Raw genomic sequence first — 19,078 nt, forward strand, 5'->3', positions numbered from 1 at the left:
TTCGCGCCACGTATCGTTACCGGCTCCAACGCCTGTGCCGACCATGGGGCTGTGCCTTGACGCTGTCGATCGTCCGCACCGAGATCCAGCCCCCGCCAACGCTGTTCGGCCGCGACGCCGAGCGCGTGCTCCTCGACCGGGCCGCCGCGCGGGCCGAGGCGGGCGCGGGCGGCATCGTCCTGCTGCGGGCCGAGCACGGGGGAGGGCTCACCCGGCTGCTGTCCGCGCACGCCGACGCGTCGGCCGCGCGCACCGTGGTCAGGCTGCGCGCCGACGCCGCCGGGACCGGCATCCCGTACGCCGCGCTCGGGCGGTCGGTGCGCGCAGGCGTCGACGGGCTCACCCCGCCCGCCGAGGTCGCCGCGGACCTGGTGCGCCAGTGGGCCTGCGCCGGTCCGACCCTGGTGGTCATCGACGACCTGCACCACGCCGACGGCCACACCGTCCAGACTCTCTGCGACCTGGCCGACCGGCTGGCCAGGGTTCCCGTGTCGGTGGTCGCGGGCGGCCACTCCCTTGACGGCAGGCTCGCCGCCCTGGCCGAGCGGGTCGCCGTGCACGACCTCGCCCCGCTCGACGCCGACGCCGTCCATGCGATGGTCGCCGACCTGCTCGGCGCCGAGCCCGACCAAGCCCTGCTGCGACGCTGCGCGGGCGCGGCGGGCAACCCGTGGCTGATCGCCCGGCTGGTCGCGTCCGGCGACCGGTTCGCCGAGGACGTGGTGGCCAGGGTGGACCGGCTGGGCGAGTCCGCGGCGACGGTGCTGCGGCTCGCGGCGGTGCTCGTCGGGCCGACCGACGTCGCCGAACTGGCCGCCGCGGCGGGAATGCCGGTCACCCGCGTTCTGTCCATTGTGGACCGTCTAAACCGAGCGCGGGCGCTCGACGGGCTCACGATGCGGCACCCGGTGGTCCGCGATGCGCTCGCCGAGGCATCGGGCGCGTTGTTCCTCCCGGTCGCCCGGTCCCTGTACGAAGCCGGAGTGGCGCCGGACCGCGTCGGCGCGCAGCTCGCCGCCGCACCCGTCCTCGACGCCTGGGCGGTCACCTGGACCTCCGGGAACCAGCTGTCCGCCGGTCCGGAGCTGCTCGGCCGGGTGTGCGCGGCGCTGGAGCCCGGCGACCCCAGGCACGGCGACCTGCGCGCGGCGTGGGCCGAGGCGCTGCTGTGCCACGGCCGGACCGACGAGGCCGCCGCCGCGGCCCGCTCGATGCTGCACGCCCGCCCCGACCCGGCCGTGCGGTCCCGGCTGCGGCTCGTGCTGGCCCAGGTCGCGATGATGCACAACGACGGACCCGGCGCCCTGGGCGAACTCGCCGAGGAGACCGGTCCCGGCGCGCTCGCCCTGACCGCGCAGGCCAAGCTGCTGTCCGGAGACATCGACGGCGCGCTGCGGTGCGCCGCGGGCTACGTCGGCGACGACCCGCGCGCCGAGGTCTGGCTCGTGCTCGTCGAGGTCGTCGTCGCCTACCTGACCCGCGACCTCGACCACGCCGACGCGCTGCTCGACCGGGCGGACGCGCTGCTGGAGATCGCCGTGGCCGACCGCGGCCAGTGGCTGCTCGCCAAGCTCATGCGGGCCGCCATCCACGACCTCCGTCGGGACAGGCGCGGCGCCGAGGTAGTGGCCGAAGTGCTGCCCGTCGCCGATGCCTTCGCGGGCTTCTTCGCCCCGTGGGCCGACGTCATCACCGCGCTCGCCGCGTTCAACGACGGCGACTGGGAGGCCGCGCTCGCCGCCGCCGAGCGCGGGATCGCCCGCCAGGACCACTACGGCTTCACCCGCCCGCTGCACGCCCTCGCGGGCACCGTCCTACTCCACCGCGGCGACGTTCCCGCGGGCCGCGCCCACATCGAGGCCGCCACCCGCGCCGCGGGCCAGGTCCGCGGAGTGGCGGCGTTCTACGAGCACATCTCCGCCATCGGCGACGTCCTGCTAGCCGACGCCGACGGCCGCGACGACGAGGCCGCCGCCCTGGTCCGCCGGATCGCGGACGGCGACGCGGGCGCCCACCACGGCAACGCGGTCACCGGCGTCGCGGGCAGGCTCGTGCGCATCGCGGTGCGCGCGGGCGACCTCGACCTGGCGCGGTCGCTGGTGGGTGCCGCGGAGGCGGGATCGGTGGCGGAGAGCGCGGTGCTGCGGTACTGCCACGCGCTCATCGAGTCCGATGTGGACGCTCTGCTCGTCGCGCGGGTCGACCTCGTCGAGGCGGGCTGGGCGCTCGCCGCCGCCCGGGCGGGGGAGGACGCGGCGATCCTGCTCGCGCGCGCGGGTCGCGTCGACGAGGCGAAGGCGGTGTTCCGGGAGAGCGTCGACGCCTACACCGCGCTCTCCGCGCTGGCCGACCTCGACCGCGCGCACTCGGCGCTGCGGGCGGCCGGTCTGCGCCGCGGTGTCACCGGCAGGCGGTCGGCGGCCAAGCGCGGCTGGGACAGCCTGACCCCGACCGAACTGCGCATCGCCGAGCTGGTCGCCGAGGGCTGCTCGAACCCGGAAGTGGCGCGCAGGCTGGTGGTCTCGCCGCGCACCGTGCAGACCCATGTGTCGCGCATCCTGACCAAGCTCGGCCGGTCCTCCCGCGTCGAGATCGCCGTCGAGCTGCAGCGGCGCCGGGACGTGAATGGCAACGGGGTCCGCTGACCGGCGGATGTCTGCCCCCGGTCGGCTGAGGTGTTCTACCTGCGGATCAACCCCTGCTGATTCGAGGAGACCCTGTGAAACGACTCGTCACCGCGATCGCGCTCGCGAGCGCCTTCATCGGCGGCCTGGCCGCGCCCGCCCAGGCGCAGGCCATTCCCGCCCGCAACCCGGTGATCTTCGTGCACGGCTACGGCGGCGGCGCGGGTGACGTGGCCGCCGTCAAGCCGGGCCTGATCGCCGCGGGCTACGCCGATTCCGACATCCACTCGCTCGACTTCCCCAACACGCTGACCAACGAGGACACCGGCAGGCGCCTGTCGACCGTCGTCGACAGCGTCCTGAGCAGCACGGGCGCCACCAAGGTCGACATCATCGGCTTCTCGATGGGCAGCCTGAGCTCGCGCTACTACATCAAGAGCCTCGGCGGCGCGGCCAAGGTCGCTCACTTCGTCAGCATCGCCGGGCCCAACCACGGTACGTCGCAGGCCGCGTTCTGCTGGGTCGTCACCACCGACCCGGGGTGCCCGCAGATGGCGCCCGGCTCGTCGTTCCTCACCGCGCTCAACAGCGGTGACGAGACTCCCGGCCCGACACTGCACGCGACCTGGGTCTCGCATTGCGACGACGTGATCTCCCCGCCGGAGTCGACCCCGCTCGACGGCGCGGTCAACACCTGGACCACCGCGTGCCTCACGCACAACCAGACCCCGGGCGCGCCCGAGGTCACCAGCGGTATCGCGCAGTTCTTCCAGGGCACGACCCCGCCCCCGCCGCCGCCCGCGGGCAACCTGGCGCTGAACAAGCCCGCCACCGGCTCGACCCCCTGTGCCAGCACCGAAGGCCCGGCCAAGGCGGTCAACGGCACCGTCTCCGGCGGTAACTCCGACAAGTTCTGCACCCTGGCCACCAGCAAGTGGCTGCAGGTCGACCTCGGCGCGAGCAAGTCGATCACCGGCGTCACCGTGAAGCACGCGCAGGCCGGTGGCGAGCCCGCGACGTACAACACCAAGGCGTTCACCATCAAGACCTCGGCGAACGGCTCGACCTGGACCACCGCCGCCACGGTCACGAACAACACCGCGGGCACGACCACGCACCCGGTGACCGCGACCGCGCGCCACGTCCGGCTCGAGATCACCACCCCGACCCAGAGCGGCGACAAGGCTGCGCGCATCTACGAGCTGGAGGTGACAGGCAGCTGATCCCGTTATGCCCTCACCACGTCCGGGCTGTCATGTGTGGCGGCGGCCCGGACGTCGGCACGTACGATGGCGATCGTATGTATGTCGAATGATGGGCGGGGCTAACGATGGGCGAGCTGCCTCTGGTGCCGGGCACCGTGGCCGAACACACCGTCTGCTTGCTGGTGAAGCTGGGCCAGGTGGCGTTCCGGCTCGCCGAGACGAACCTCGCCGCGCTGGGCCTGCGCGTCCGCCACTACAGCATCCTGCAGGCGCTCGCCGACAACGGACCAATGACGCAGCTGGCCGTGGGGACCTACCTGCGCATCGACCCGGCGACCATGGTGAGCAGCCTCGACGACCTGGAGTCCATGTCCGCGGTGCGGCGGGTCCGCGACGAGACGGACCGCCGCCGCTACTTGGTGGAACTCACCGAGACCGGCCGCGGCCTGGTCGACACCGCCAACAGCGGGCTGCGGGCCTTCGACGGCGATGTCCTGGCGGACCTCACCGGGGCCGAGCGCAAGGCGCTGCACAGCGCCCTGCTGAAGCTGTCGACCGGCGAGACCCTGCCCGGCAAGTTCGACCAGGTGCGGGATCAGTCCAGGAAGATGTCCAGCGCGAGCTGACCGGTGGCGCCCGCGGGGCGGTAGCGGTCCAGGTCGGTCACACCTTCGGCGGTCAGCACGTCGTCGTCGACGAAGTGGTTGCCGGTGCACGTCCGCGAGTCGCGGGTGAGGATCGCGTGCGCGGCGTCGGCGACGATCGCGGGCGTCCTGGCCTGGTCGGCGCCGCCGAGGATGTTGCGCACGGCGGCGGTGTCGATGAGCGTGCGCGGCCACAGCGAGTTGGCCGCGATCCCGGCGTCGGCGAACTCGTGCGCGAGACCCATCGTGCACAGGCTCATGCCGTACTTCGACAGCGTGTAGGCCAGGTGCCTGCCCGGCCAGTGCGGGGCCAGGTTCAGCGGCGGCGACAGGGTCAGGATGTGCGGGTTGGCCGCGGCCTTCAGGTGGGGGATGGCGGCCTTGCTCAGCAGGAACGTGCCGCGGGTGTTGATGTCCTGCATCAGGTCGTAGCGCTTCATGTCGACCTGCTCGGTGCCGGACAGGTCGATGGCGCTGGCGTTGTTGACCACGATGTCGATCCCGCCGAACCGCTCGACGGCCTGGGCGACGGCGGACTCCACGTCGGCGTCGACCCGCACGTCACCGACGACGGCCAGCGCCTTGCCGCCCGCCGCCTCGATCTCGTCGGCCGCGGTGTGGACGGTGCCCTCCAGCTTGGGGTGGGGTTCGGCGGTCTTGGCCAGCAGCACCACGTTGGCGCCGTCCTGGGCGGCGCGCAGGGCGATGGCCAGTCCGATGCCCCGGCTGCCGCCGGACATGACGATGGTTTTGCCCGCGAGTGAGCCCATGAGGTGCCTCCTGTGACGTTGGTCTTGCGAATAGTACGTACCGCTAATGATATGTTCCACCCATGAGTCCAGTGCGCCAGGCCGACCGGCTCTATCACGAACTGCTCGCCCCCCAGGACACCCAGGACGTCCGGGCGCGGGTGCGCGCCGTCGCGGAGAAGTACGTCTCCCCGCGCGCCGCGGCCATCGCCAACGGCGACGAGCGGATCGACGGCTTCCCCCGCGACGTGTTCTCCGCCCTGGCCGCCGAGGGGATCTTCGGCATCCCGTTCCCCGCCGACGTGGGCGGCGACGGCCTCACCCACCCGGCGACCGCGACGGCGGCGGCGATCGAGGAACTGGCCTACTGCTCCAGCAGCGTCGCCGCGGTGTTCGACGTGCACTGCATCCTGGCCGGGAACGCGCTGAACCAGGGCACCGACGCGCAGCGGCAGCGCTGGCTGACCAAGGTGGCCGACGGCTCGGTCGTCGGCGCCTTCGCCACCACGGAGCCCGACGCGTCGAGCGACCTGTCGGTCGAGGCGGTGCGGACCGAGGCGGTGCGGTCGGGGTCGGGATGGGTGCTCAACGGGCACAAGCGGTGGATCTCGAACTCCCCGGTGGCCGGGTTCGTGGTCGTGCTGGCCCGGACCGGGAACCGGCTGAGCCTGTTCATCGTCGACACCTCGCTGCGCGGGGTGCGGGTCGGCCTGCCCGACCGGAAGATCGGCAACCGCGGACAGCTGACGGCCGACATCCACTTCACCGATGTCGCACTGTCCGATGAGGACTTGCTGGGCGGGGTCGAGGGGCAGGGCCTGAAACAGGCACTGGCGACGCTGACCTTCGGCCGCATCGGCATCGCGGCGGCCGGGGTCGGGATGGCGCAGGCCGGTTTCGACCTCGCGGTGTCGCACCTGTCGACCCGGCGCGCGTTCGGGCGGCCGGTGGCGTCGAACCAGCACTGGCAGTTCCTCTTGGCCGACCGGGCCACGGAGATCGAGAACGCGCGCACGCTGTATACGAAGGCGGCTTTGCGGCTGGACGCGGGCAACCCGTTCCCGGAACCGGAGGCGGCGATGGCGAAGTTCTACGCCACCCGGCTGTCGGTGGACATGGCCCGCGACGCGGTGCAGGCGTTCGGCGGTCTCGGATTCGCGCGCGAACTCGGCGCCGACGGGACGCCCGGGCCGGTGGAGGCGCTGTACCCGGACAGCAAGATCGGGGAGATCTACGAAGGGACGAACGAGATCCAGAAGTGGGTCATCGCCCGGCAGATCTTCGGCCGCGAGATAACGGGCTGAAGCCGACGCTGAGCCGCGTGGACGCGGTCTTCCTTCCCACCGGACATGGACGCGTTGCTCCGGTCCCGGGCTGCCCGTGGCGACGGTCCACGCGGCGATGGTGACGGGCAGGCGCTACACCGGGGTCGAGGCGCAGGCCGCCGGGCTGGTCGACGCCGTGGTCGCGCACGAGGCGGTGCTGCCGTCGACGGTCGCGCGGGCCCAGGCGCCTGCGGGCAAAGCGGGGCCGACGATCGCGTCGATCAAGGAAACCGTGTAAAAGGATGTCCTTGCCGCGCTGCGCGGCGGAACATAAGGAGAGCCATGTCCCGCTTGCTGGGTATCTCGATCGCGTTGACCGGCGCCGCCCACTTCGTCGCGCCGCAGGTGTTCGAGCCGGTCTCCCGGCTCGCGTTCCCGGAGGACACCGGGCAGTGGATCAAGCGCAACGGGGCGACCGAGGTGGCCATCGGCCTTGCGCTGGCAGGCGGCCGGACCCGCAAGGCGGGCGTCGTGGGCTTGGCCGCGTATGGCGCGTGGCTGGGATCGCGCGTGCTCAAGAACCGCTGACACGGCCACCGGGTCACCGCGGGCGAAGTCAGGCGGTGTGGATAGTGCCCGCGATGTCGATCAGTTCCACCCGGTAGTCGGCATAAGCCGCGCGCAAGTCGTCCGCGGGCCAGTCCGCCTGCAGTAGCTCCGCGGGCAGGACCGGGTCCGCCAGCAGGTGCCGCACGATCGCGGCCGCCGCCGTCAGCCGCACCGCCGGGTCGGTCGACGTCGAGAAGTGCTCCAACAGCCGGCGCGCATCCGCGGCCCAGGTGTCCAGCGGCCACAGGCGCCCGGCCAGTTCGCCTGCAGGCTCTTCCGGCGTGCCCGTGAACTGGGCGACCACCGCGGTCACGTGCGCAGGCCAAGGCCGCCGCAGGTTGGCAGGGCGCAGCCAGAAGCCCTCACGCAACTCCGCCATGCGCAGCCCCGCCAGGTCGGTACGGAGTTCGGCCCGGTCGGCGGGTCCGCGGCCGGTCGCGGTGATGACCGCCATCTCCCACTGGCCGCGCCACGGGCGGGTCTCCGGGTGGACCGACGCGTCCTGGCGGCGCTGGCGGTCGACCAGGCGGTCGCTGAGCCTGCACATCGCGCCAGTTCTGCGCAGGTCGCCCGCCGCGACCATCCGGCTCAGGGCGACGCGCACGGTCGGTTCGGAGACCCCGAAGCGCTCGACGCCGCGGATCAGGTCGGCGACCGGGAGTTCGGGTGGGTGGGCACCGAGAAGCAGGCTCAGCACCACCGACCGCGCCGAGAGGGGGCGCAACTCGCTCTGCATTCGGCCATTGTGCCGAAGCCCGGCGCGATTACACCATTGCGACAACCGTACGACAGACGTAATCTCCAAGGTATGACGCACCAGGTGGACAACCAGGCACCCCCGCTGACGCCCTACGACGCCGCAGAGGACGCGGCGCTGATCGAGGGGCTGCACCGCGAGGGCGCGGGCTGGGCCGAAGGTGACCTCCGCCGCCTGGGCAAGCTCGCGGGCAGCGCCGAGGCGCAGGAGTGGGCCGAGCAGGCCAACCGGTTCCCCCCTGAGCTGCGCACCCACGACCGCTACGGCAACCGGATCGACGAGGTCGAATTCCACCCCAGCTGGCACAACCTGATGCGCGTGGCCGTCGCCGAGGGGGCGGCCACGGTGTGGGCGGACAACCGCGCGGGCGGGCACGTCGCCCGGGCCGCCGGGGCGCTGGCGTGGGGGCACACCGAGGCCGGACACGGCTGCCCGGTGTCGATGACCTACGCCGTGGTCCCCGCGCTGCGCCACCAGCCCGACCTCGCCGCGATCTACGAGCCGCTGCTCGTGAGCCGCGAATACGACCCCGGCCTGCGGATCCCCACGACCAAGCGGGGAATCCTCGCGGGCATGGGGATGACCGAGAAGCAGGGCGGCTCGGACGTCCGCACCAACACCACCGCCGCCACCCCGACCGCCGAGCCCGGCGTCTACCGGCTCACCGGCCACAAGTGGTTCACCTCGGCGCCGATGTGCGACGTGTTCCTCGTCCTCGCGCAGGCCCCCGGTGGCCTGTCGTGCTTCCTGGTGCCGCGCGTCCTGCCTGACGGCACGCGCAACACCTTCCGCATCCAGCGGCTCAAGGACAAGCTCGGCAACCGCTCCAACGCCTCGTCGGAGCCGGAGTTCGACGACACCGTGGCGTGGCTGGTCGGGCCGGAAGGGCGCGGCGTGAAGACCATCATCGAGATGGTCAACTTCACCCGCCTGGACTGCGTCATCGGCACGTCCGCGATCATGCGCAAGGCGTTGGTCGAGGCCGGTCACCACACCCGCCACCGCGCCGCGTTCGGCGCGAAGCTGATCGACCAGCCGCTCATGCGCAACGTCCTCGCCGACCTCGCGCTGGAGTCCGAGGCCGCCACCACCCTGGCGCTGCGCCTGGCCGGTGCCGCCGACCGGGCCGTCCACGGCGACGAGTCCGAGACCGCCTTCCGCCGGATCGCCACCGCCGTCGGCAAGTACTGGGTGACCAAGCGCGGCCCCGCGTTCACCGCCGAAGCCCTCGAATGCCTGGGCGGCAACGGCTATGTCGAGGAATCCGGCATGCCCCGCCTCTACCGAGAGGCGCCGCTGCTGTCCATTTGGGAGGGTTCGGGCAACGTCAACGCCCTCGATGTCCTGCGCGCGCTGGCCAAGGAGCCCGCCGTCGCCGAGGCCCTGATCGCGGAGCTGTCGCTGTCCCACGGCGCCAACCGGCACCTCGACGCGGCCGTCACCCGGATCGGCACCGAGCTGACCGACCTCGACGACATCCAGTCCCGCTCCCGCAGGCTGGTGGAGCTGATGGCCCTGGCACTGCAGGGATCCCTGCTCGTCCGCCACGCCCCGGCCGCCGTCGCCGACGCGTTCTGCGCCACCCGCCTCGGCGGCGACTGGGGCAACGCCTTCGGCACCCTCCCCCCGACCGCCGACATCGACGCGATCCTCACCCGCGCACTCCCCCACTGAAGGAGTCACGGATGACCGCCCCCTGGCGCGACGGCTGGACCAACGGCGACCTGTTCGCCGACCGCCCCCGCCCCGACGTCGAGATCGAGTACGCGACCCTGACCTACGAGGTCACCGACCGCGTCGCCCGCATCACGTTCAACCGGCCGGAACGCGGCAACGCGATCACCGCCGACACCCCCGCGGACCTCGCCGCGGCCGTCGAGCGGGCCGACCTCGACCCCCGCGTCCACGTGATCCTGCTGAGCGGCCGCGGCAAGGGCTTCTGCGGCGGCTACGACCTGTCCATCTACGCCGAGAACGCCGACAAGCCCGCCGACGGCCCGGACTCGGTGGTCGGCAGCGTCATCGACCCGGTGGTGCAGGCGCGCAACCACAACCCGGCGGGCACCTGGGACCCCATGGCCGACTACGCCATGATGAGCCGCTTCAACCGCGGCTTCGCCTGCCTCCTGCACGCCAACAAGCCCACGGTGGCCAAACTCCACGGCTTCTGCGTCGCGGGCGGCACCGACATCGCCCTCTACTGCGACCTGATCGTGGCCGCCGCCGACACCCGCATCGGCTACCCGCCCACCCGCGTCTGGGGCGTCCCCGCCGCGGGCATGTGGGCACACCGCCTCGGCGACCAACGCGCGAAGCGGCTCCTGCTGACCGGCGACAGCATCACCGGGGCGCAGGCCGCGGAGTGGGGCCTGGTCGTGGAGTCGGCCCCGATCGAGGAACTGGACGCGGTGACCGAGCGGCTGGTCGAGAAGATCGCGATGATGCCGGTCAACCAGGTGATGATGGTGAAGCTGGCGCTGAACAGCGCACTGCTGGCCCAGGGCGTCCAGAACTCCACCATGATCAGCACAGTCTTCGACGGCGTGTCCCGCCACACCAGGGAGGGCTACGCCTTCCAGTCCCGCGCGATGGAGGTCGGCTTCCGCGAGGCGGTGCGCGAGCGGGACGAGCCGTTCGGGGACAGCAAGAAGTAGGCGGCGTCTCAGATCCTGGGCGCGGGCGGTCGTCCGGGGCAGGATCTGGGCGTGAGCATTCCATCGCACGCGCGCGGCTATGACGGGTTCCCCGGAGCCATCGGCCGGACCTTCGCCACGTCACGGCCGTCCTGGCCCGCTGAACCCCGGGCCAAAGGGCCGAACATCGTCATCGTGCTCGTCGACGATCTGGGGTTCGCCGACATCGGGCCGTTCGGCAGCGAGATCGCCACGCCCACGCTCGACCGGCTCGCCGCCAACGGGATCAGGCTCACCAACTACCACACGACCCCGCTCTGCTCGCCGTCCCGGGCCGCGCTGCTCACCGGGCTCAACCCCCACCGCGCGGGCTTCGCCTACCCCGCGAACACCGATCCCGGCTACCCCGCCTACTCCTTCCAGCTCCCCGACGACGCCCCGTCCATGGCCGAGTCGCTGCAGGCCGCCGGGTACGCCACGTTCGCGGTCGGGAAATGGCACCTGACCAGGGACGCCGCCAGCCATGACGGGGCAGACCGCGGGTCGTGGCCGCTGCGGCGGGGGTTCGACCGGTACTTCGGCAGCCTCGAAGGGCTCACCAACCTGCACCACCCGCACCGGCTCGTCTGGGACAACAGCCCCTACGACGTCGACCCGCCCGAGGGGTACTACCTCACCGACGACCTGACCGACCGGGCCATCGGGATGATCGACACGCTGCGGGCCAACGATCCGGACAAGCCGTTCTTCCTCTACTTCGCCCACCACGCCATGCACGGCCCGGTCGGCGCCAAAGCCACCGACATCGAGCGCTACCGCGGTGTCTACGACCAGGGCTGGGACGCCATCCGGGCGGGGCGGTTCGCTCGGCAGTTGGCCGACGGGCTCTTCCCGGCCGACACCCCGCTGCCGTCGCGCAACGCCGACGTCGTGCCGTGGGACGACCTGACGGGCCGGCAGCGCGAGCTGTTCGCGCGCTACATGGAGGTCTACGCGGCGACGCTCGACAACGTCGACCAGAACCTCGGCAGGCTGGTCGACGCGCTCGAACGCCATGGCGAACTCGACGACACGATCATCGTCTTCACCTCCGACAACGGCGCGACGGCCGAAGGCGGCGCGGAGGGCACCCGCAGCTACTTCAGCCAGTTCGTGCACGTGCCCGGCGTGCCGGTCGACTGGGTGCGCGACGTCGACCGGGACCTTGACCTGGTCGGCGGGCCGCGGACGACGGTCCACTACCCGCGCGGGTGGGCGCAGGCGTCCAACACCCCGTTCCGGCTCTACAAGTTCGACACCTACGCGGGCGGCATCCGGACCCCGTTCGTGCTGCACTGGCCCGCCGGGCTCGGAAGCGGGCTGCGCCACCAGTACGTCTACGTCACCGACCTCGCCCCGACGCTGCTGGAACTGGCGGGCGTCGACCGGCCGCCGCACCGGCACGGGGTCCCGGCGGCCGAGGTCGACGGCGTCAGCGCGGTCCCGGTCCTGCGCGACCCGGCCGCGCCCGCCGCGCACACCAGCCAGTACACCGAGACCGGCGGCAACCGCGGCTTCTACGCCGACGGCTGGAAGATCGTCACCCGCCACGTCCCCGGCACCGACTACGACGACAGCGAATGGGAGCTCTACCACGTCGCCGTCGACCCGGCCGAGTCCCGCGAGGTGTCCCGGGAGCATCCGGAGAAGCTGAAGGAACTCGCGGCGGCATGGGAGGAAGCGGCGTGGCGCAACACGGTGTTCCCGCTGTCGGACCACGGCCCGGCCTCGCACCTGCGCCGCCCGGCCGACGAGCGGCTGGAGCGGCCCGTCACGCTGTACCCGGGCACGCCGACGCTCGAACGCTACCGGGCGGGCCAACTCGTCCAGTTCCGCGACTTCACCGCGACGGCGCGGATCGAGTACCGCGCGGGGGAGCGGGGCGTGCTGTTCGCCCATGGGGACCAGGGCGGCGGGTATGCGGTGTCCATTGAGGACGGGTCGGCGGTGTTGGCGTACAACGCCTATGGGGTCATGCATTGGTCGCAGCCGGTGCCGGTGCCTGAAGGGGCGGGCGAGGTGACGCTGGAGGCGCGGGCGCTGCCGGAGTTCCGGTGGGAGTTGTCGTTGAGGGTGGGCGACGCTGTCCGGTCGCTCGGGCCGGTGCCGATGATGATCGGGATGGCGCCGTTCACCGGGATCAGCGTCGGTGCGGATCGCGGGGGACCGGTGGACTGGGCGCGATACGAGCGGGAGGGGTCGTTCCCGTACACGGGCGCGCTGCTCTCGGTCCGCTATGAGCCGGGCGACCAGGCTGATTACGACCCCGCCCTGCTCGCCCGACTCTGGGCAGAGGCGGAACGCCTCTACGACTGAGCGCTCGGACCAAAGAACCGCCTGGCGATGATCACCAGGCGGTTCTTTGGATCGTTCTACATTTCTACGATTGAGTAACTCGGGTTGATCAGCGGCGCCTTGGGGTGAGGCCGAGGACGACGCCGCCCATCAGGATCAGTACCAGTGCGGCCAAGCCCAGCGGCAGCACGTTCACACCAGTGGTCGCCAGCGGCGGCCGCGGCGCGGGGGCGGGCGGTGCCGGTGCGGGCTGGATCAGGTCGACCAGGTGGCTGTCCGACCGCGGCGGGGTCGTGCGGCCGTCGGCGGCGGTGCCGACCACGGTGGCGGTGTTGGGCAGCGGATCGGGGTCGGTCGACGTGATCGTGTGCTTGCACGTGGCCGTCCACGCCTCGCCCACGTTCAGGACCTCGTCCGACTGGGTCCACGTCAGGGTGCCCGCGGCGCAGATCGGGTCGGTCAGGGTGACCGTGGTGAGGTCGGTCTGGCCGACGTTGGTCACGGTGAAGGTGTAGGTGATCGTGTCGCCCACCTTCGCCGTCGTCGGGCCGGACTTGTCGATGCCGATGTCCACCGAGCACACCACCGTGATCGACGCCGACGACTCGCCGCCCTCGGCGCGGGTGAGGGTGACCACGGCGGTGTTGTCCAGGACGCCGCAGTTGGCCGGGGTGGTCGGGCCGGTCAGGTGCACGACCTGCTCGGCCGTCGGCTGCATCGTGCCGAACTCGCAGGTCAGCACGCCCTCGGCGATCTCACACAGCTCGTTGTCCGAGGTCCACGTGATGCCTTCCGGCAGTTCGTCGGTCATGACGACGTTCTGCGCGGGCCCGGCGCCGATGTTCTTCACCGTGATCGTGAACGCCGCGGTCGCCCCGGCGTCGATGGTGTCGTCGTCGGCGACCTTCTCGATGATGATGTTCGGCAGGCACGTGACGGTGATGGTCGCCGTCGCGGTGTTGTTCTCCGTGTTCGTCTCGTTCGCCGCGGACACGGTGGCCGTGTTGGTCAGCACGCCGCACTCGGCGTCCGGCGTCGTGCCCTCGACGGTGACCGACACCATCCCTTGTGGAGCGAGGCTCGGCCAGTCGCAGGTGAGCGTGCCGTCGGCGATGGCGCACTCGGCGACGTCCGGGTTCTCCACCCACGTGATGCCCTCGGGCAGCGGGTCGGACAGGTGCACGTTGTAGGCGGTGCCCGGTCCGAGGTTGCGCACCGTCACGGTGAAGCGGGCGAGGTCACCGGCCAGGATCTCCGCGGTGTCCGTCGTCTTCTCGACAGTGACGTCCGAGCAGTTGACGGTGATCGTCGCGGTCGCGGTGTTGTTGGCCGTGTTGTTCTCGTTGGCGGCCGACACCGTCGCGGTGTTGGTGAGCGTTCCGCAGTCAGCCGCGTCGGTCACGCCCTCCACGGTGACCGAGACCGTCCCTTGTGGAGCGAGACTGGCCCAGTCGCAGGTGAGCGTCCCCGCCGCGATGGCGCACTCGGCGACGTCGGGGTTCTCCGCCCACGTCACCCCCGCGGGCAGCGGGTCGGACAGCGAGACGCCGTAGGCGGTGCCCGGACCGAGGTTCCGGACGGTGATGGTGAACCGCGCGGTGTCCCCGGCGCTGATCGTGCCAGTGTCGGTGGTCTTCTCGACCGTCACGTCCGAGCAGTTGACGGTGATCGTCGCGGTGGCCGTGTTGTTGCCGGTGTTCGTCTCGTTGGCCGCCGAGACAGTCGCGGTGTTGGGCAGCGTGCCGCAGTCAGCGGCGTCGGTGACGCCCTCGACGGTGACACTGGCCGACCCGTTGACCGCGAGCGTGCCGAAGTCGCACGTGAGCGTGTTGTTGGTGATCGAGCAGCCCTGGACGGCCGGGCTGATGGCCCAGGCGACCCCGGTGGGGAGCGGGTCGTTCAGGGTGACGCCGGTGGCGATGCCAGGGCCGAGGTTCCGCACGGTGATGGTGAACCGCGCGGTCTCCCCGGCGCTGATCGTGCCGGTGTCGGTGGTCTTCTCGACCGTGACGTCGGAGCAGTTGACGGTGATGGTGGCCGTCGCGGTGTTGTTGGCCGTGTTGGTCTCGTTGGCGGCCGAAACGGTCGCGGTGTTGGTGAGCGTGCCGCAGTCGGCGGCGTCGGTCACGCCCTCGACCGTCACGGAGACCGAGGCGTTCGCCGCCAGGGTGCCCAGGTCGCAGGACAGGGTGTTGTCGGCGATCACACACGCGGGCATCGCCGGGTTGACGGCCCAGGTGATCCCGGCGGGCAGCGGGTCGTTCAGCATGACGCCGTACGCGGTGCCCGGACCGAGGTTCCGGACGGTGATGGTGAACCGCGCGGTGTCCCCGGCGCTGATCGTGCCCGTGTCGGTCGTCTTCTCCACCGTCACGTCCGAGCAGTTCACGATGATCGTGGCGGTCGCGGTGTTGTTGGACGTGTTCGTCTCGTTGGAAGCCGAGACAGTCGCCGTGTTGGTCAGCGTGCCGCAGTCAGCGGCGTCGGTGACGCCCTCGACGGTGACACTGGCCGACCCGTTGACCGCGAGGGTCCCGAAGTCGCACGTGAGCGTGTTGTTGGTGATCGAGCAGCCCTGAACGGCCGGGTTGATCGTCCACGCCACACCCGCGGGTAGCGGGTCGTTCAGGGCGACGCCGTATGCGGTGCCCGGGCCGAGGTTCCGGACGGTGATGGTGAACCGGGCGGTGTCGCCTGCGCTGATGGTGCCGGTGTCGGTGGTCTTCTCCACCGTCACATCCGGGCAATTGACGTTGATCGTCGCCGTGGCCGTGTTGTTCGCCGTGTTCGACTCGTTCGCCGCGGACACGGTCGCCGTGTTGGGCAGCGTGCCGCAGTCGACCGCGTCGGTGACGCCCTCGACGGTGACACTGACCGACCCGTTGACCGCCAGGGTCCCGACGTCACAGGTCAGCGTGTTGTTGGTGATCGAGCAGCCCTGAACGGCCGGGTTGACCGTCCACGCCACCCCGGCGGGCAGCGGGTCGGTCAGGCCGACGCCGAACGCTAGCCCCGGGCCGAGGTTCCTGACGGTGATGGTGAACCGGGCGGTGTCGCCTGCGCTGATCGTGCCGGTGTCGGTGGTCTTCTCGACCACGACGTCCGGGCAGTTGACCGCGATCGTCGCCGTGGCGGTGTTGTTGCCGCCTGCCGACGCGGGCTCGTTGCCCGCGGCCACGGTCGCGGTGTTGGTGAGCGTGGCGCACGACGGGATCGAGTAGAGGCCCTCCACCGTCACCGAGACCGACGCGCCAACGGCGAGCGTGGCGATCGCGCAGCTCAGGGTGTTGTCGGCGATCGAGCAGGCGGGCTGATCGGGGTTCTCCGCCCAGGTGACCCCCGCCGGGAGCGGGTCGGACAGCGTCACGTTGAACGCCGTGCCCGGGCCCAGGTTGCGGACCGTCACGGTGAAGCGCGCCGTGTCGCCCGCGGCGATCGTCGGGGTGTCGGTGGTCTTCTCCACCGTCACGTCCGGGCAGTTCACGACAATGGTCGCGGTCGAGGAGTTGTCGCCGGTGTTGAGCTCGTTCGACGCGCCGACGGTGGCGGTGTTGGCCAGCGTGCCGCAGTCGACCGGGCCGGTCGGCGCCGACACCGTGACCGTGCGCTGGCTGCCGACCGGCAGGTCGCCGAAGTCGCAGTGCAGCGTCGTGGTGACGATCGAGCAGCCGGGGACGGCCGGGTTGATCGTCCACACCAGACCGACCGGGAGCTGGTCGTCGAGGGTGGCCGACCGGGCGATGGATCCCGGGTCGCCGCCGACGGTCAGCGTGACGGTGAACGAGGCGGGCTCACCGGCCGAGATCGGGCCGTTGCCGGTCTTCAGCACGGTGAGGTCGGGGTGGAGGATGTCGACGCTGTGGTCGTCGGTGTCGCTGACATCGCGGCCGAAGTCGTCGACGCCGGTGGCGGTCGCGGTGTTCGGCAGCGGGTCCGGGTCGGCCATCGTGATCACGTGGGTGCACGTGTAGATCCACGACTCGCCGGGCTCCAGGAAGTTGTCGCCGTCGTCGCCGGACTGGTAGGCCGGGGCCGACTGGCAGATCCCGGTGTCGTCGACCAGGTCGACGTCGTGCAGCCGCGGGCCGCTGGTGGTGACGGTGAACGTGTAGGTGATCGTGTCGCCGACGTTCGCGGTCGCGGGGCCGGTCTTGTCGAGGGTGATGTTGATCTGGGTGAGCACGTTGACGAAGTCGACCGCGACCGGCGCGACGGCCGTGGTCTCGGTGACGGTCACGTTGACGTCGCCCGCGGAGTTCGTGTTCGGCGGCGCCACGGTCTCGGTGATCCGGTAGGTGCCGGTGGCCAGCGGGCCGACGTCGCAGTAGCCGAGGCCGCCGCTGATGGTGCACGTGGCGATGTCGGAGCCGTCGGCGGGCGGGTTGGGCCACAGGTGCGACTCCTCGCCCGGGTCCAGTGAGCCGCTGCCGTTGCCGTCCTGGTAGACGACGAACGTGGCGCCGTCGAGCGCGGCCAGGTCGGCCGGGGTCACCGGGGCGCCGGTCTCGTCGACCAGCTTCTTCACGATCCGCACCCAGCCGACCTCGCGCGGGTCGACGAACGGGGTGACGACCTCGAACGGGGTGGTGCCGGTGATCGTGACGGTCACGGTGTCCGGGTCGGGGTTGTACCCGGCGGGCGCGGCGGACTCGACCAGCGAGTACGTGCCCGTGGGCAGGCCGACGACCGTGAACTCACCTGGCGCGGCGTTGGTGTCGCGGCCCGCGCACGGCGCCGAGACGCAGTCGGCGATCGTGATGGGCGCGGTGTCGAGGTCCCACGGCGGGGCCGCGGCGGCGCCGCCGGTGGCCGTCAGGGTGAAGGTCGCCCCGCCGAGCACCTGGCCCGCGTCGTCGCGCTTGTGGAAGACGAGGGAGCCGAGGGCGTTGGTGAACACGTACGTGCAGGACTGCTGCGCCGCGCAGGTCTTGGTCTGCGGCACCGGGTCGCCGATGTAGCCGGGCGGCGGCGCGGTCTCGGTGACGGTGTACGAGCCGGGTTGGGCTTGCGGGAACTCGATGACACCGTCGGCCGGGGCCTGGGTTCCCGCCGGGGTCAGGTCGTTGGCGCCGCCGTCGGTCGCGGTGAGCGAGCCGCTGCCGGTGCCGGGGTTGGGCGTGATCAGGAACGTCGCGCCGGGCACGAGCGCGCCGCTCTCGGAGCGCTTCTCGATGCGCAGGCGGGTGCACAGCGACGGGGTGAACACCGGCGCGGCGATGAAGTCCTTCAGCTCGGACTGCTGCGACGGCGACGCGCGCGAGCGCATGTTCATCTGTCCGAAGTAGATCGTGAGCGGGCAGGTGGGCGGGACGATGCCCGCGCCGGTCATGTCGATGCCGAACTCGACGAACTGCTGCGTCGGGATCATGCCGTTGACCGCGACGGCGCTGGTGTAGGGCTCGGGCACGGCGGTGTCGTTGAGCCGCCCGACGATGTTGGCGCCCAGGTCGATGTCCGGACCCCAGTCGGTGCCGGTCCACTTGTTGTAGGTGCCGGTGATGACCAGGTTCTGGCTGCCCTGGTTGTTCAGGGCGAGGCGCACGTCGCCGACGGTGCGGGTGGGGACCGAGACGCCGTTCGGGTTGACGTGGTTGTTCAGCTGGTTCAGCTCGACGTTCATGTCGAGGCTGCCGCTGTTGAACGCGCGCTCGTAGCCGAAGTACATGAAGACGCGGTTGTCCACCGCGGGGCCGGGCGCCACGTCGAAGAGCTGGCCGTGGAAGTAGACGTTGCCGAAGTCGCCTTTCTGCGGCGCCCCGGCGCTGCCCGCGTCGTTCCAGCCGTCGACCGGGTCGCCTTCCTTGGTGCCCTGGTCGTACACGGTGGTGTCCGCGGAGCCGACCGGGTCGATCGCCCACGGGTTCGGCGGGGTGTTGACGTCGGTCCAGTCGATACTGCCCGGCGGCGGTGCCGGGTTGTACATCGTCTGCTCCGGGTTGCCGTCCATCTGGAACCCGCCCACCTGGTTGGGCACCAGGACGTCGGGCGGCGAGCCGGGCAGCACATTGGCCGCCGCCCCGCTGGCGATGAAGGGCAGGAGCACGGCGGCGACCGCCGAGACCGAGACCAGCCGACGCAGTGACATCGTTGCCTCCGCACGCAGGCCCGCCGACCGGTATCGGTGGTGCCTCGCCGTGGGACAATATCGGCCATTCGGCCTACTGCGTTACCGCGAGCGTCCGACGCTGGGTAACGGGTCGGCCACAAGGCTCGACCATCTTGATGACTTTCGGTGGTGGAGCGATTACGGAGAGAGCT

At 71.5% G+C, this 19,078-nt stretch carries 12 protein-coding genes; 9 read left to right on the forward strand and 3 right to left on the reverse strand.

What is annotated here, in order from left to right; genetic code table 11:
- The first annotated feature begins 56 nt into the window (after positions 1 to 56).
- The 3 genes from ACSHT8_RS34615 to ACSHT8_RS34625 all read left to right on the forward strand — a co-directional run bounded on the left by ACSHT8_RS34615 (position 57) and on the right by ACSHT8_RS34625 (position 4,455).
- Complete coding sequence (locus ACSHT8_RS34615; protein ID WP_436496307.1) at positions 57 to 2,645, forward strand: LuxR C-terminal-related transcriptional regulator; 2,589 nt, start codon at positions 57 to 59, stop codon at positions 2,643 to 2,645.
- Between the two features lie 74 nt (positions 2,646 to 2,719).
- Positions 2,720 to 3,847: an alpha/beta fold hydrolase gene (locus ACSHT8_RS34620; protein ID WP_436496309.1), complete on the forward strand. Its 1,128-nt coding sequence runs from the start codon at positions 2,720 to 2,722 to the stop codon at positions 3,845 to 3,847.
- A 107-nt stretch (positions 3,848 to 3,954) separates the two neighbouring features.
- Entirely contained in the window at positions 3,955 to 4,455 is a 501-nt protein-coding gene (locus tag ACSHT8_RS34625; RefSeq protein ID WP_436496311.1) for a MarR family winged helix-turn-helix transcriptional regulator, read from the forward strand.
- Here the strand turns inward: ACSHT8_RS34625 and ACSHT8_RS34630 are convergent.
- Positions 4,425 to 5,243: an SDR family oxidoreductase gene (locus tag ACSHT8_RS34630; protein ID WP_436496313.1), complete on the reverse strand. Its 819-nt coding sequence runs from the start codon at positions 5,241 to 5,243 to the stop codon at positions 4,425 to 4,427. The genes ACSHT8_RS34625 and ACSHT8_RS34630 overlap by 31 nt on opposite strands.
- A gap of 62 nt (positions 5,244 to 5,305) precedes the next feature.
- On the opposite strand from ACSHT8_RS34630, the gene ACSHT8_RS34635 reads away from it, so the two are divergent.
- The 3 genes from ACSHT8_RS34635 (at position 5,306) to ACSHT8_RS34645 (ending at position 7,075) form a co-directional block, all read left to right on the forward strand.
- Positions 5,306 to 6,526, forward strand: coding sequence for an acyl-CoA dehydrogenase family protein (locus tag ACSHT8_RS34635; RefSeq protein WP_436496315.1), 1,221 nt, complete (start codon positions 5,306 to 5,308; stop codon positions 6,524 to 6,526).
- A gap of 76 nt (positions 6,527 to 6,602) precedes the next feature.
- A complete protein-coding gene (locus tag ACSHT8_RS34640; RefSeq protein ID WP_436496317.1) occupies positions 6,603 to 6,785 on the forward strand; it encodes a hypothetical protein in 183 nt (60 codons plus the stop codon).
- A gap of 44 nt (positions 6,786 to 6,829) precedes the next feature.
- Complete coding sequence (locus tag ACSHT8_RS34645; protein WP_436496319.1) at positions 6,830 to 7,075, forward strand: hypothetical protein; 246 nt, start codon at positions 6,830 to 6,832, stop codon at positions 7,073 to 7,075.
- Positions 7,076 to 7,103: 28 nt separating this feature from the next.
- On the opposite strand, the gene ACSHT8_RS34650 is transcribed toward ACSHT8_RS34645, so the two are convergent.
- The gene (locus ACSHT8_RS34650) at positions 7,104 to 7,832 is read right to left on the reverse strand and encodes a PaaX family transcriptional regulator C-terminal domain-containing protein (RefSeq protein WP_436496321.1); all 729 of its coding nucleotides are present in this window, start codon (positions 7,830 to 7,832) and stop codon (positions 7,104 to 7,106) included.
- A gap of 72 nt (positions 7,833 to 7,904) precedes the next feature.
- Between ACSHT8_RS34650 and ACSHT8_RS34655 the strand changes: the two genes are divergently transcribed.
- From ACSHT8_RS34655 to ACSHT8_RS34665, 3 genes are read left to right on the forward strand one after another with little or no spacing between them, the layout of a single operon-like run.
- Positions 7,905 to 9,527, forward strand: coding sequence for an acyl-CoA dehydrogenase family protein (locus ACSHT8_RS34655; RefSeq protein WP_436496323.1), 1,623 nt, complete (start codon positions 7,905 to 7,907; stop codon positions 9,525 to 9,527).
- Positions 9,528 to 9,538: 11 nt separating this feature from the next.
- Positions 9,539 to 10,507, forward strand: coding sequence for a crotonase/enoyl-CoA hydratase family protein (locus ACSHT8_RS34660; protein WP_436496325.1), 969 nt, complete (start codon positions 9,539 to 9,541; stop codon positions 10,505 to 10,507).
- 51 nt (positions 10,508 to 10,558) lie between these two features.
- Positions 10,559 to 12,841: an arylsulfatase gene (locus ACSHT8_RS34665; RefSeq protein WP_436496327.1), complete on the forward strand. Its 2,283-nt coding sequence runs from the start codon at positions 10,559 to 10,561 to the stop codon at positions 12,839 to 12,841.
- 88 nt (positions 12,842 to 12,929) lie between these two features.
- On the opposite strand, the gene ACSHT8_RS34670 is transcribed toward ACSHT8_RS34665, so the two are convergent.
- Positions 12,930 to 18,905, reverse strand: coding sequence for a DUF7507 domain-containing protein (locus tag ACSHT8_RS34670; protein WP_436496329.1), 5,976 nt, complete (start codon positions 18,903 to 18,905; stop codon positions 12,930 to 12,932).
- Positions 18,906 to 19,078 lie beyond the last annotated feature (173 nt).

Origin of the sequence: Actinokineospora sp. HUAS TT18 (assembly GCF_051364635.1) — a bacterium.
Lineage (GTDB): Bacteria > Actinomycetota > Actinomycetes > Mycobacteriales > Pseudonocardiaceae > Actinokineospora.